Annotated in this window: 9 protein-coding genes; 7 read left to right on the top strand and 2 right to left on the bottom strand. The window is 55.9% G+C overall.

The window, feature by feature from the left end; genetic code table 11:
• Positions 1-657: 657 nt before the first annotated feature.
• Positions 658-1752 (top strand): polyamine ABC transporter substrate-binding protein, encoded by a 1095-nt coding sequence (locus tag A6U98_RS20895; RefSeq protein WP_064652385.1) that lies wholly within the window; start codon positions 658-660, stop codon positions 1750-1752.
• Positions 1753-2247: 495 nt separating this feature from the next.
• On the opposite strand, the gene A6U98_RS20890 is transcribed toward A6U98_RS20895, so the two are convergent.
• Positions 2248-2595: a hypothetical protein gene (locus tag A6U98_RS20890; protein ID WP_064652384.1), complete on the bottom strand. Its 348-nt coding sequence runs from the start codon at positions 2593-2595 to the stop codon at positions 2248-2250.
• Between the two features lie 579 nt (positions 2596-3174).
• Between A6U98_RS20890 and A6U98_RS20885 the strand changes: the two genes are divergently transcribed.
• Both A6U98_RS20885 and A6U98_RS20880 read left to right on the top strand, forming a co-directional pair.
• Positions 3175-3957 (top strand): outer membrane protein, encoded by a 783-nt coding sequence (locus A6U98_RS20885; protein WP_064652382.1) that lies wholly within the window; start codon positions 3175-3177, stop codon positions 3955-3957.
• A gap of 396 nt (positions 3958-4353) precedes the next feature.
• The gene (locus A6U98_RS20880) at positions 4354-5028 is read left to right on the top strand and encodes a phosphatase PAP2 family protein (protein WP_064652381.1); all 675 of its coding nucleotides are present in this window, start codon (positions 4354-4356) and stop codon (positions 5026-5028) included.
• 1050 nt (positions 5029-6078) lie between these two features.
• Here the strand turns inward: A6U98_RS20880 and A6U98_RS20875 are convergent.
• Positions 6079-7215, bottom strand: coding sequence for an esterase-like activity of phytase family protein (locus tag A6U98_RS20875; RefSeq protein WP_064652379.1), 1137 nt, complete (start codon positions 7213-7215; stop codon positions 6079-6081).
• Between the two features lie 1531 nt (positions 7216-8746).
• On the opposite strand from A6U98_RS20875, the gene A6U98_RS20865 reads away from it, so the two are divergent.
• The 4 genes from A6U98_RS20865 to A6U98_RS20850 all read left to right on the top strand — a co-directional run bounded on the left by A6U98_RS20865 (position 8747) and on the right by A6U98_RS20850 (position 13872).
• The gene (locus tag A6U98_RS20865) at positions 8747-9385 is read left to right on the top strand and encodes a Urease operon accessory protein (RefSeq protein ID WP_197496418.1); all 639 of its coding nucleotides are present in this window, start codon (positions 8747-8749) and stop codon (positions 9383-9385) included.
• A gap of 11 nt (positions 9386-9396) precedes the next feature.
• Positions 9397-9681, top strand: a complete 285-nt coding sequence (locus A6U98_RS20860) for a hypothetical protein (protein WP_064652374.1) — start codon at positions 9397-9399, stop codon at positions 9679-9681.
• 471 nt (positions 9682-10152) lie between these two features.
• Positions 10153-11367 (top strand): cytochrome P450, encoded by a 1215-nt coding sequence (locus tag A6U98_RS20855; protein ID WP_197496417.1) that lies wholly within the window; start codon positions 10153-10155, stop codon positions 11365-11367.
• 564 nt (positions 11368-11931) lie between these two features.
• Entirely contained in the window at positions 11932-13872 is a 1941-nt protein-coding gene (locus A6U98_RS20850; protein ID WP_064652372.1) for an ATP-binding protein, read from the top strand.
• Positions 13873-14010 lie beyond the last annotated feature (138 nt).

Here is a 14010-nt window from a genome sequence, read left to right as displayed (position 1 = left end):
AACTGAAAGCTTTCAGCCAATTTTGTGACCGGCTTGAAACATCCTTAGGAGACGGTTGGGGACCTCGGAGTTCCCACATGTGCGAAAATCAGCGTCGAACAACAACAAACAAGAGACCGCCGCAGCTAAAACTCGTCTGGCCGTCAGATGACCAACCTCCAAGCCCGCTGCCAGCCGAAAATAGCTATGCGCGAGGCTTTGCACTTTTCGGTCTCGCCTGGCATGTCACGCCTGAAAGTTTAACGGAGCAGCAGCGCATCTTGAACGAAAGCTGCGATGAACCAAACCGCCATGGCACGATGACGTCCGTTCTGAACTGGATCCGAAGATGGCGACCGTTCGCACGCGCGAGAGCATCATCAAAGGAGATTCAAGGTCCACCTGACAAAGGGTATTGACGCTCCCGGGCTATCTGCGTGCGTTCGACACCATGCAGAACCTTTTCTGGCAGCAGAATGCAGCGCGCATTCCCGTTCATTGCCGCAAGCGATGTTGTGCGATCGCGTCTTAGAGCAGCCGCAGCCGGCTGCGAGCCTTGCTGCAAATGAAACTGCTTGGCGCTGCTTTCACATCATTCAGAAACGACCCGCGGACAGGCTGAGGATTGCTAGCAAGGGATTCGAATCTGCCTTCCATCAACGTTTTAGCGGAGTATGCATGAAAGTCACAACCCATATCGCAGCCAGCTTAATTGTCGCCTTCGGTTTAGCACCTCAATCGATGGCAAATGATAGAGTTGTCCACGTGTACAACTGGTCAGACTATATTGATCCGGCCATCTTGGATGAATTTACCCAGGAAACGGGGATCACCGTGGTCTATGACGTTTTCAATGATAATGGTCTTCTGGAAACAAAGCTTCTTGCAGGTGGTTCAGGCTACGACGTGGTTGTCCCTGGTGGACCATTCCTGGCCCGACAGATTGCTGCCGGTGCTCTTCAAAAGTTGGACAAGAGCAAACTTCCTAATCTCGCTAACCTCTGGCCGGAGATTACCGCTCGTCTTGCAAAATATGATCCCGGCAATCAGTACGCGGTCAACTATATGTGGGGTACCACCAGCATCGGATACAATGTCGACAAGATTAGGATTGCGCTTGGAGACACGCCCATCGACAGCTGGGACATCATATTCAAGCCGGAATACCTTTCAAAACTGAAGGACTGCGGCGTCAACATATTGGATGCACCTGATGAGACCATCGCGCTTGCGATGAACTACCTTGAAAAGGATCCTGACAGCAAACTGGTTGCCGACCTGAAGGCTGCGGCGGATTTGTACCGCAAGAGCCGCCCTTACGTTCGCACCTTTAACTCCTCGGCCTATATCAACGACCTAGCCAACGGGGACATCTGCCTTGCGGTCGGCTGGTCCGGCGATATCCTTCAGGCCAAGGCTCGCGCGACTGAAGCGAAGAACGGGGTAAAAATCGAACTCGTTGTCCCGAAGGAAGGGGCATATGTGTGGTTTGACAATCTCGCCATTCCGGGGGATGCGAAGAATGTCGATGAAGCCCATGCCTTCATCAATTATCTCATGCGGCCGGATGTGATTGCCAAGGCGTCAAACTATGTTCAATACGCTAATGGGAATCTAGCCTCTCAAAAGTTGATCGACGAAATCATTACCGGCAATCCGGCAGTATATCCGCCTGAAAAAACGATGGCGAAGCTATTTTCAATCTCGCCTTACAATGCACATCAGCAAAGGCTTCTCAACCGGCTCTGGGTCAACTTAAAAACCAATTATTGAAGTCAATTCGTCGGTTTGCCGGTCTCAGGCTTCTCTACGATCGCAATCCTTTTGGTTCCGACAAGCTGTGGGTTCGGCGAAGCAACAGGAGCGACCTGCCGGACTGACCTGGGGCGGCCGATTGCTTGGTGCCGCCTTGTCTTACCCTACCCTTCGGCAAATCAATTTCGGCACTGCCCGTGGAAGACTGTGAACTCGTTTCACCCGCCACGTCCGCACCAAAACAGGTGCGCAAAGAAGGACCCTCCCATGCGCGGGTGGTCCTTCTGATGCTCCTGACCCGAGTCGCGTGCTGCCATCACGTCTTCGAGCGCCGAGCCTGTCTTTTAACACACTGCAGCTTCTTCACGTTCCTGACGAGGCCTTGCCCAGCCAGCATTCCATGGCTGCGGTAAAAAGAGAAGCGACAGTTCTCGAGCGCGACCTGCCCACCATTGCCGAAAGTGCGCATCACCCAGTTCGGAGGATACTACCTCCCGTTTGTCCCACCTGTCGTCAGAATTGCAACTTATGAATAATTGGAAACGGCAACGCTTCTTCTATAACTAAAAGCAAACTGTAGTAGAAGACGACGACGACGCAGAATAGGAAGGCGGCTGCGACGCATTCGAGCAGCAGTCCCTGCCTGTCCTCTTTTTGCTGCGAATCTATTGAACTGCCGTTCTGCTGACCTCCCTGGAATTGTCTCTCCGGGACGCAGTTCGTTCCTGAATCAGCGGAGTTCTCGTCGTGGTTGCCTGCAGCGGCTGGAAGGCGCAGTTCGTGGAACAATGCTTCTTCGAGTTCGTCGGATGAAATCTGCAGCCTGTCTTTGGCGAGGGATCCGGAAAAAGGCCTTGTCATGCTGTCTCTCTCCTCGAATAAATTGCAAGCTTGCTCATTTTTGAGCGCTCACTGGGAAATCAGTCGAGGTCGAACGTTGCTTGACGATTGCTGTATCTGCGCGGGCCGTTTGATTTGTAACGGCGCTGGATCTTTGCCCATGATGCAAGAGAACCGCATGTATGCGCATCGGTTCGGTACGCCGCCATCCGAGTAGCGACCTAAGGCCAGGCCTGTTAACATTCAGATTTGTAGCTTTGCCGAGCGATGTGCTGCTGTCTCGTGGCATCGCTGTCCGTACCAAACCGGCGCGACTTCGGTGAAGTGCTCGCGTGAAAGCGCTTTCGCTCGGCGGCAATCGAGCTGTAACAACTAGCCGCGGCACATTGTTACAAATCAAGCTGTTTCGGCATCTTCCCGAAACCAACAGATCACGCGCCTCGCTCAACAATCGACCGTCTTCATCAAGCTAGGTGAGGATGGAAAGTGAATTGCGGCCGAAATGCCGATCAATCCGATGGCATGCGAGGCTGATTTTCAACGGCTGCAGAGGTGCGAGCCGGTTTCCCTCGATTCAGATTAGAAGATTGGATCATTGCAATGCGTTACAAAACTGTAAGTCTGACGTTGGCCGTCATCTTGGCCGCTTCTTCCCTGGCAATCGCTGCAGACCCTTTTGAAGCGGCTCCGGCGTCCGAAGCGCCTGACACCTTCTCCTGGAGCGGTTTTTATGTCGGCGCCAATGCAGGTTATGGCTTTGGCGGTGATGGAGACATTTCCTCCGAAGGACAACTCGGGCCGAATATTGCAAACATCGCAACCGGTGCGCGCCCGGGGTCGGTGGACCTGGACCGGAACGGCATCCTTGGCGGAGGTCAGATCGGCTATAATTGGCAAGCCGGCTCGTTCGTCTACGGCCTGGAAGCCGATATTTCTTTCACCGACCTCGATGACGATCGAAACATCGTGACGCCGCAGATCAATACAGGACTTGCTCAAGGTAACGTCTTCCGCTCCGAGCTCGACTATCTCGGTACCGTGCGAGGCCGCCTGGGCTATGCGCTCGATCGCGCCTTGTTCTACGGCACTGCGGGCCTCGCCTACGGCAGGAGCACGATGAGTGTGGACATGTTCGCCCCCAACGGCGTTCGACAGTTCACTGGTGAGAAGACCGGAACGAATGTCGGCTACGCCGTCGGCGCAGGTGTTGAATATGCGGTTACAAGCAAGATCTCGTTGAAGTCTGAATATCTCTACTATGATCTCGGAGAGGAAAAACTGAACGTTCAGGCCATTCCGGGCACAGGCGTTGCCGGCGGATACGATTCCAAATTCAACAACGACGGCCATCTGTTCCGTGTTGGCCTCAATTACAAGTTCTAGAATCGAGAGTCGCGGCGCCTCTTGGCGCCGCGTTCCGCCACCCGCTTTATTCACACACGTCCCGCCAGATCAGACGCTTGGCGAAATGGTGCGGCAGACGCCTTTAACCCCTAGCGTCAAAGCTTCGACGAGATCGATAAAGGCCACCGTTTGCAGAACCCGCTCAAGGTCCTTTGGCCGGAGAATGACGACTTGGCGCAAGCAGATGGGAAGAGCTTCGACCCTGACGGCACCTCGCCAACAAGATCCACCGTCACCGCAAGAACTTGAATGAGTTCAAAAAATCGGTGATGGCTTCCCGGCGCAAGGCATTTCCCGTGTGCCTGCCGCGCTATAGATCGGCCACGATATTGCAACGCGGCCTAGTCGTCGTAAGCATCAAATGGAAGCCCCTACATGCACTTTGACAAAATGCCCGCGAGTGGAAAACCCAATCGCCGCTGCTGGCTTAAAGCAGGCCTTGACTTCAAGATGGTCGCCACTGCGCTTGGGTTTCTGGTACTAGCAGCGCTGACTGCCGTGGTCGCCGACAGGACAATTGCGACGACGGTTCCCACTCTTCTGGGTTGGATGAGGAGCGCCGCCGGCTGGATTTCCACATTGACTGATCCGCTGGTCGTCCTTCCCCTCATGATAGGTGCTTTCATTGCCGAAAGGATTTTTCGCATGCTTGGTCTTGTCGGCCCATTCGAGCTGACAACGAGCCTTCTTACGCGCAGCATCTTGGCCGTTGCGGCGGCCACGCTCCTCAAAGGCATTATTGGCCGTGCCAGGCCGAGCGAAGTCTCCCGGGATCCATTTCACTTTCAACCCTTCGCGGCGCAGGACATGTTTGCTTCCGCTCCTTCCGCGCAAGCCACCTTGGCGGCGGCCATAGGCTGCTCATTGGCCATGAGCTTTCCCAAGGCTAGAATCCCTATCCTCGCGGCCGTGATAGCGGTCTGCCTCTCGCGAGTGCTTGTTGGGGAGCATTGGACGAGCGACGTGATATTCGGTTGGGCGCTGGGCTGGGGTATTGCTGGGGTGCGAAAACGCCGCCATGCTTCCATTCTCGGCAAACCCGCTGGTTGACGGAGGAAGACGTGCGCTTCAGCGCCAGCCTGGTCTCGCTCGGCCAGAGCGGAGGTCTCATCGATCGGCCGAGGTGGAATTCGATTCCCTAAGTCCGCGGACGATTGTGTCGCTATGGAGGAGCGGGCTCACGCCGACCTTCTTCTGAAGGCCACGGCCGGATTTCGGCGCTCTGCCGCTCCGGCCGCGTTTGGGAATGCGATTAATAATTGCAGTTATGAGGTCCGTTGGTCGGCCTGAAACCAAGGTTGCAAGCGCCCCTCAACGGCTTTGGTTGATTGGAATAACCACCCCGCCCGAAGGCTTTTGGCGAATACCGGTAGCCGTCAGGCCCCTTGCGATAGCCGAAGCGTTTGGCGCGATAACCACGATAGCCGTGCCAGTAGCCTCCTTCCGTGTCCCGATAACTCACTTCGACTGCGCTCGACGCTCTGTCATAGACAGGCGCCGCAACGGCCTCGTTAGCGGTCAGATCTGCAATCATGCATGATGCAGCGATGGAAAGGATTGCGAACAATCTCTTTGACATGAATTATCCTCTCAGACTTATCTATTCTATGCTCCGGCTGGATGCGCTGATCAGTTTCACGCGCGTCGGCTATCTCAGCATGTGAATCGAATAAAGAATGACGTCATTTGAAATACGGACGACGCAAGCAGACCGGATTTAACAGAGACGGGTGCTGATGGACTTGGGCGACGGTCTTGGCCGACGTCGTCGCCTCGATGGGCATGAAGCAGATGGGATGGACCGGCCGCCAGCGCACCAGATTGCATGCGAAGGTGAGCGGGCCTGGGACGCACGGCGGCAAGAAAAAGCTGCGATATCGACGCGCAGGAACGCCGTCGAAGGCTGCCAGTAAGCACCGTGCGCTCCATTCCAGCAGGCAGCCTGGACCGCAATCGTTGCTCTATAGCTGCCGGAGGCAGATCGCCGTAGTCGATCGAGATTCGGTTCTGCAGTCCAACCTTGCCCCCCCGGAAAGGCGAGATCAGGGAGGCAAGCAAGATCGATGCATGGGCGAGAATCTATCGCCGCCCACTTGCCGTTTACCGAGGTGACCACTTAATCTGGAAGGCGTAGAACTGGTTTTTTTGCGAGCCCGAGAAATTGTTATCCGCCGCGAGGATTAAGACATCGGTGCCGTCCTTTGCCTTGCCGATGGCCATGGATTCGATGTTATCCGGGGTCAGGCCGATGGCGCGCAGATCGAGGATCTGGCTTTTGCGAATTGGCACGATACGCTCATCGCTCTTTGGAAGCGACGCAATGCCGGAAACGTCGGTTGCATCCGTCAGATCCATCATGAAAAGTTTGATGTTGTTGCCAAAGCCCTGCGCGAAATTGCGCTCAACGGCAATCAGACGATGGTCATCGAGGGCAATCATCTCCGACAAGCCATTGTCGTTGCCGCCGCCGGCCTTCGTGGCGACCTGCGGGATCTGCGAAACCGGATAAACGTACTCGGCCTTCGGCTCCCCGGTCGTGCCGTCGTAGTGGATGATGCGCGACAAGCTGCCAGTCGTAAGCGAAGGGTTTGGCCCATCCTGATAGAGTGCGGCTTCAAGTCCGGCAAAGACGTCACCCGAAGGTGTGACGGCCAGAGCCTCAAAAGCGAGGTTGTCGCGAATACCGGCCGACTTGTCGGACGTCGGTGCGAACCCGTCGGGCAGTTTTAGCTCTCGCACGAAGGCGCCATCAGGAGAGGTCACGCGAACGAATGGGGGCGCGAGCGTCTTCGCGTCGCCTTCATTGCCCCAATAGATGCCGTCCCTGCCGATCCGAATGGATTCCGGGTCGACATTGCGGGGCGCGAAGGGATGACCGTCCTTATCCTCTAGCACAACGCGATTTCCAACCGTCACGCCGGTGAAGCCGGCAGCGCTTACATCGATATCAAGATCAAAAAAGCGAGCAGGACCTTTCTCCGAGCGGTCGTCACTAATTGCGATATAGCGACCGGTAGCGGCAACGAAATCAAGTCCTGAGAGGCCGCCAAAGGGAGTGCCATTTTCCATGTAGTCGGCCGGCATGATAAATTCGCCCAAATAGGAAAGGGAAATTCCTGCCGCGCAGTCGCCAAACGGGCACCGTGTCTCCACGGTCGTGCCGATTTCGATGGCATGGACCGACGCAGTACTGGATAGAATGACAAAAGAGGCAGTCATAACGAAACGCCCGAGCATGATGATTCTCCGATATTTGCTAATTTCTGGAAGCAACCACAGCTTTCATCGGCCAAAGACTTGATGGACCTGCAGTCACAAGGGTGATGGTTTTGCGTTCGGCAGTCTTGCAAGGGCTATGACGGACGCCTTGGTGGAATCATATTTGTGACCTCCAAAGCGCTGCTAGCCTCCCGTCGGCATCCCGCTGCGATTGTTGCTCTCGCTCACAGCGTTCAGAGCGCAACGCGAGCCTAGGATAACCTGCATCGCTCAACGCCGCGCCGACCGCAGTTGCACGATGGCGTTGGCCTGTTGCTTGCTCGTTTCAGAAGCAAGCGTCTCTGTTTCAACTGTTGCGAATGGCGGGGCCTGTGATCGGTCGCGCCGTTTCGGGTCAAGACGGCTCTTGGAAGGAATGCCTGCAACTCCGCCGGCAGCCCGCCAGGGCAATCTTGCCGGCAAACCGCAGGAGGAAGCCAGTTTTGATCGGTGATGATTTCTTTGCACCCAGAATGTCACTTGGCCCAAGTCAGCCCACGAGCCAATCATGGATAAGACCATAAACAATACTCGCCATAGCCACTGCCAGGCCTGTGGCCAGGGCCATCAAGAATTCGCTCACGCAGAACGCCGTAAGATCGGCTTGATCGCTCCTGCTTCTGGGAGTCAACTGCTGCGGCTCGCCGGTGAGCGCGTCACCGCGAAGCAATTCGCCATTAACAACTACCAGTCTGGGATACCGGCTTCTGTGTGTATGCCGCGATGTCGACGTTCGGTTGGTCTTCACGCGTGACAGGCCTCCGATGATAAGACGACGTTCCTTGCGGGTTCGCGTACGGCATGGAGATGCCTTCGGTCAGGCAGCAATACCGTTCGCAGAATTGAGCGCGACGCCATCGACATCATGCCAGCCGTCGTGGTTGCAGGAATCTTTGAAAACGAACGCCAACATGGGCAAGCGAGAGGATCTATTGCTCTCAGGATCGTCAATCAGCACTTGCGAGCATGTCGTGTTCCAAATGTTTGTGTCCCAGAGCGGTTTGAAACCTTAAACCTTCGCGCTTCGCGCAAGCATTACAATCAGGCGGTCAATGATTAGCGTTGTAATCCGCGAGGCGAATTTCACTTCAATCGCTCTTCCGTGGCGTTCGTGCATTCACCCTGACCGCCTACGCCGGTAGCGAAAACGGATCGGCCGCCAAGGGCCTGCAGTTGAACCCGACGGCTTAGAGGGCAGGCCAATCGAGGCGCGACGACTGAACCGATGCGGCGAGCCGTTACGGCCACGAATGCCAGCGGCCACTGCCTATACCGGGCCATCGTTCGAAAGGAGATCTTTGGTTTTCGATAACTCAAAGCGGCGCCCTCTTGCTGGGTCGTGAGCCTCGCTGAAGATCGCAATGGGCCGTCCTTAAGGAGCCCATTGCAAACGGGGCCTTCCTTCGAATGCAAATGAAATCGGGAGGGACAACCTGGACACATTTTTGAAACCGAAACGGTGAAAGCTTGTCGGCTGACAGCAGGGTTTCGAACAATGAGCAGAACAATTATGATCGTGGGCAATGGCCAGGTGGGAGAAGGAGGAGCGGAAATCATCGACTCTGCGGACTTCGTCATCCGCTTTAACGATTGCCGTTCCTTTGGCCTAGGCGGCACGCGCACCGATGTGGTGGCGGTGTGCAATACCGGCCGGCCGGCTAAGGCCATGCTCGGGCCCGGGAACTGGCGCGCACATCCAGGAATCGTCGACGCCTCTGAAATCTGGAGCGTGCGAGACCCCGAAAAAGTCGCGGCCATGCGCGCGCCGCTTGCTGTTTCCCATCCGGAACTCGATGACTTCTGCGACGACTATACGCAGCTATTTGGCGACGTTTGCGCTGGCGCCGGCAAGCTCCATCGAATCGTTGGTCAACGGATTCATGATGCCATCGACCGGGCACTTGCGATGTTTGCACCGGCGCCCTACGTTGTGCCGAGCAGTGGCATTATCGTGATCGGCGAAGTGCTCGACAGCTGTCCAAACGACAACGTGGTTGTGGCAGGTTTTGGCCATGTGGGTTGGGAGGGCCATCCGTTCGCTGCCGAAAAGCAGTTGGTGGATGCTTTCGTTAAGGCTGGTCGCCTGCGGCGCTTGTCTCAGCATGGCGTGCCCTCCACGACGTGTGAACGACCACCATTGATCAGCTGATCGATCGAACCATGTCACGAGAAACCAGGGCTTCGAAGTCGATCAGGCTGGTCACCCGCGACGGTATACTGTTAGCCCCCGTACCGGAATTGGTTACGACTGAAGATGCCGACCGCGCCATCCCCCAGGACGCGCACGATGGCGTCTTTAGGTGGATTTTACAGCCCCTTTTTCTGATTGAATTGGCCTGTTGCCTGGTGTTTGCTGCGACGATCGTCGTGGTCGGGTGCGCCTATGTCATTGCGACGCGCGCCCTGTGGCCGATACTTCTGCAAAATTATGATCTGGTTTGGTGATCGCCGAAGCCCAATGCAATCGGCTCGCGAACGGCTTCCTATCCACCAATCCCCCGGCCCACCCGCCTAGCGCGGTCCAACCGCTTTCCATGACACTATCGCGCCCAGTGGATGGGCGAGCTGTTTTATCCTCGTGATCAATGTCGGGTTGCGGTCTATCAGGGAGGTTCTTGCGAATACGCAACGCCTGCCTTTGACGCTGATGGGAGATGCGCCGTAGCCGCCTGTGGCGTCCAGTTTGTCACGACCGCTAGTAATGGCCGCAGTTGGAGTGGCGCGACATGCCGGCGGAGATGCGCAACGGCTCCTCGATGTGTTCATAACGCCTAGCCATGGAACCTAGCCAGGGGCTTCAGACTAATCATGAGCCAGCGATCGACTGGTGACATTTGTAACCGCTTCCGGACAAATTGAAATCGGCGCATGTGGCGCAGACGGCAACATGGTGCTTTCCCTGCTAAGGACCAGCCATTGACCAAAACTACCGTGATGCCATCCGTCCTCCCTCCGACTTTGAGCTTTGCCGATTTAAATATCCAGCCTCACGACACTTTCGCAACATATCGCCCTTCCTTGCCGTTCGTGCGACGGGAAGATGGCGCTTACCTTGTTTTGCGCGCGTCCGATGTTCAAGCGCTGGCAAAAGATCCAAGGACAAAACAAGTGGAGACTGAGCTGCTGGCGGCGCGCGGGATCTCTGGGGGGCCAATTATGGATCTCCTTTCAAACAGCATGCTGTTTTCTAATGACGAGACCCATCGACGCAGACGGCAGCCGCTGGCGAAGTGCTTTTCGTTTCGTATGATGGAAGGCATTCGCCGAGACGTACGCCTGCTCGCAGAAGATTTGGCGAGCCGCAGGTTGGATGGCGATAAGCTTAGGCTGCGCGATGATTATGCGTCTGCGATACCGTCGATCACGCTTGCCGGAATACTTGGCATTGATTCTTCCGATGTTCCCTTGTTCACGTCGATCGCTTATCGTGTATCAAAGATATTGACGACCTCTTGGACGGACGAGGACATACCGAGTATTGAGGTGGCCGCACGCGAGCTCGAGGCCTATTGCTCAGATCTGATTGCTGACCGGCGCAGATCGCCGAAAGGCGATTTCATATCCGAATATGTCGCGAGCGTCGATCAGGACGCTAATCTGTCTGCGATGGAGGCCATCATGCAGCTTGTGTCCATTGTTATTGGCGGTACGGATACGACACGCGCTGCTATCGTGATCCAGACCGGGCTGCTTCTCGAAAGAGCAGATCTGTGGGAAGCGCTTCGCAAGGATGAGAATCTGATCGTTCCTGCCGTCGCGGAGGCATTGCGAGTCGAGCCTGCCGTAGCCTCTATTCCGAGGCTTGTTGTTCGCGACATCGAATTGGATCAGCATTTCATACCAAGCGGCAGTGTATTGCTACTGTCGACCATGTCAGCGCTGCGCGATCCCGAAGCTTTCGCCGATCCGAAGCGGTTCGATCTGTATCGGGAACGCCCTCGCTGGCATCCTGTCTATGGCGATGGCCCGCACCGGTGTTTGGGACAGGCTTTGGCGCAACTGGAGCTCGAAGAGGCGCTTCGTGCGCTGATCGGATCCCGACATCGTCTCCTGCCCGCAGGTCAACAACTTAACGTTCATGGACACGCGGGCATCAGGCAGGTCGACGAATTGGAGGCTCGCTGGACTTGAAAGAGCCTCGACCAGTCGCGAGGCGCAGGCGATGCAGTTCGTCTATGGTAGCCGTGCTTGACAGCAAAACCGTGATGTTTGTGTCTCGGCCAGTGCTACGGGGGGGCGGTCTTGCGCCTCGTTGAGACAGTCCGGCAGGCGCCTTTCATCAGCGCATTCGATCGTGACGCCGTAAGCCCTTTACGGCCGTCGCGATGGCTCAAAACTCTGCATTGGCCTCCGTGCGTGACGCTCGACGCGTTCAGCTCGAGCCTTGGTGCATTGCCGTTGTGGTTCAATCTTTCGATTGAAGGATTATTCGGTAAGGCGAGTTGAAAAGGCTCGCAACGAATCGCAGCGTCGGGGCTTCAATGCCTTAGCTAGGCAAAGCGCACCTGATTACTTCAGCGGGCGTACCTTAAACGTCGAAATGGTTGCCGTGGGGTCCGTTGGCAGGCGGCGCAGGGCAAGAGCACGGTTGGGGGATCGGTGAAACATGGCATCTCGAAGTTTCCGAATACACACCTTCAATCTCCACCCCCCCGTATGAGCAAATATGAGATGCCGAGAATTTGGCCTAATGCGATGACCGCAAAACCGACAGTCGATAATTCATTGAAAATTCTCATTAGTCTTTTCGGTGCCTTGCTTTTCGCATTGTTGGCATCAGGCCATGTGCTCATGACGGATTGCAAATACTGCGGTGTCCTTGTGAGCGTCTCCCCCTTTTCGCCTGTCGCATACGCTACTCTATCAGCTCTCCTCTGCGCCTATGCGTCAATCTTGACGTTCTGGGGCAGAAGCCAGGCCCGGTCCATCAATCGATTGCTGGAAAGCCAGTCGCTGTTGAACAGGTTTGAACGGGCATTTGATGATAACCTCACAAGAGGCGAGTTCGGTGTCGTGGCAACGAGAGTTCTGACGGAATTCGCGCAATATTTCGGAGCGGATGAGCTCAGGCTCGAAATCGTCGAGCCGCGCACCGGCGTCACCGTCGAAGAATTTCTCAGTGCGCGATCCCCACCTCCTACTGAGCCGGAAGTCAAAGCTGACTTCTTGAAACGTGTGGGAACAAAGCAGGCGGACGGAGAGCAAGCCGCATTCCACTTCGTCGACCTCGGGAGGATGCAAGACTGGGTCATCAGGGGCAGGGTGACTACGCAGGTTGCAGCAGCAGTTACGACACCGCTGGGGCGTATCGGTATTTTGCAGATGGCCTATCGCAAGCCCCGACAGGCGTTCAGTGAAGATGAGATCCTTCTGCTGTGCGCATCCCTGTCAGGCCTTATTCAAACTGCGGTCGACCACTGCAAGCGAAAAAACCGTGAAGATCTCGAAAGGCGCCTCAATCACGCAGAGCGCGTCCAGGCCGTCGGTACTTTGGCGGGCGGCATCGCGCATGAATTCAACAATATCCTCGGTGCGCTGCTTGGATACGGTGAGATGGCGCTGCAACGCGCCGGCGAAGGCCAGAATGTGGAACACTACCTTCAGGAAATGATGTTAACTGCGAGACGAGCGGAGTTCATAGTGAACCAGATCCTGACCTTGAGCCGCAGTCGCGAGCAGGAAAGGAGACCAATCAACTTGGTAGAAGCAATTCGCGACGCGCTCCCGCTCATCTCGGCATCCCTACCAAACCTGGAGGTAAACGCGCCCCTAGCGTCCAACGACGACTGCATAATGCTTGGTCATCCCGTCGAACTCCAGCAAGTGGCTATGAATCTCTGTAAAAATGCGTGGGAGGCCTCAAGCGGCCACGTAAGAGTGGACATCAATGTCGATGTCGTCCTTGTCGAAAGTGTAAGATCTCTTTTTCTAGGACTCCTCCAGTCTGGCAAATATGTTCGTGTCTGTATCGCGGATAATGGAAGCGGTATTTCTCCGGAAACGCTACCTCATATCTTTGAACCATTTTTCACCACGAAGGCGGCCATTGGCGGCACCGGGCTCGGCTTGGCGGCTGTCCACGGTCTGGTCACTGCGATGGACGGACGGATCAACGTCACGAGCAGTCCTGGAATGGGTACGTCCTTTGAAGTCTATTTTCCCCATTCGGCACTTCCGCCAACGCCCACCAGTCAATTTTTCGTTGCTCCGCACGTGATGCTAGGGGATGGCCAGCTTATTGCTCTCGTGGAGCCTCATTGCCGTGATCTGGCGATGCATGAAGAGAAGATTGCGGCGCTTGGCTACGAGCCCGTCGGGTTCTCGGATATCGGCATGATGGAGGAATGGTTATCCACTCAGATCCCCGACATGATCATGATTGACGTGCGGTCAATCCCACCAAGCCACTCGGCGCGCGATATCGAGAAAATGGCCCGCGGCTCGCCTGTCGTCTTGATACTACACGGCGGAAACGCAGAGATTTTGAATGCCGCCTCTGCTTTGCGCTTCACTTTACTCCGAGAGCCTTGGAGCTCGAGAGCGCTGGCCGACGCAATCAGAGAGGGACTTATGGAGAGCGTCCCACAAGTTCGGTCTTCGACCCGGCAACGATCGGGATCCCAGCGAACCCAATGAAATCTCCCGAGCGTTGAATGCGCGCGGGAGACCCCCAACTGTCAAATGCCTAGTCTGGAAGTCACTTGTCTTTCGCCGCGTCGCTATTTCTCAACAATGAATAGTCGCCCGTCGCCTTGTCGGCACAAAGGAAAGCTT

The organism is Rhizobium sp. WYCCWR10014, from assembly GCF_001657485.1.
Classification (GTDB): domain Bacteria; phylum Pseudomonadota; class Alphaproteobacteria; order Rhizobiales; family Rhizobiaceae; genus Rhizobium.
This window is presented reverse-complemented; position numbering and strand designations above follow the sequence as displayed.